The organism is Streptomyces sp. NH27, from assembly GCF_056859195.1.
In genome coordinates, this window is the sequence record NZ_JACEGK010001023.1 from 1 (window position 1) to 814 (window position 814).

At 74.9% G+C, this 814-nt stretch carries 2 protein-coding genes; both read left to right on the forward strand.

Translation table 11 applies throughout. The features are described from left to right. Positions 1–137 precede the first annotated feature (137 nt). Positions 138–575, forward strand: a complete 438-nt coding sequence (locus tag AC13HU_RS37795) for a roadblock/LC7 domain-containing protein (RefSeq protein WP_483046526.1) — start codon at positions 138–140, stop codon at positions 573–575. Continuing rightward, a partial coding sequence (locus tag AC13HU_RS37800) for a DUF742 domain-containing protein (protein ID WP_483046527.1) occupies positions 572–814 on the forward strand: 243 nt, incomplete at its 3' end. The genes AC13HU_RS37795 and AC13HU_RS37800, both read left to right, overlap by 4 nt.

Here is an 814-nt window from a genome sequence, read left to right on the forward strand (position 1 = left end):
GACTCTCCCCCGTGGCCCCCGGCAGGGGAGGCACCCCGAGGCGGCGCCGACGCGGGTGCCCGGTTCGGCGCCGTCCGGGACGCCGCGACCGGCCGGGATCGGGGACCCGCCGACAGCGAAGGGGAGGGTGGCCAGTGATGACGAACGGAACCGGTGGCGGCGGAGGCGGGGTCAGGGCCGGGTTACTGCTCGAACGGTTCGTGGCGCTGACGCCCGGCGCACGCCACGCGTTGCTGCTCTCCGCCGACGGCCTGAAGCTGCACTGGTCGCCCGACCTGTCCGTGGACCGCGCCGACCAACTCGCCGCGATCGCCTCCGGCATCCAGAGCCTGGTGCACGGCGCCTGCGTCGAGTTCGGCGACGGCAGCGGCGGCGTACGGCAGTCGATGACCGACTTCCACGGCGGCGCGCTGTACATCGTCGAGGCCGGCGCGGGTGCCCATCTGGCCGTGGTGGGGGAGGAGTCGGCGGACGCCAGGGCGGTCGGGCGCGGCATGAACGACATCGTCGAGGCGGTCCGTGACCAGCTCGGCACCGTGCCCGCGGCGGGCATACGCGGGAAGCTCCCGGCATGATACGCGGGCCGGTCGACAGCGGCGCCCCGGACCGGCTCTACACCCTCACCGGCGGGCGGAGCAGCGCCACCACCAAGGGCTTCGACCTCGCCACGATCATCGCCGCCCGCGGCGAACCGCTCCCCGGGATGTCCTCGGAACACGTCCGCATCCTGCGCATGTGCCGCCGCCCCGTCGCCGTGCTCGAACTCGCCTCCCGCCTGGCCCTGCCGGTCGGCGTGGTCCGCGTGCTGCTCGCC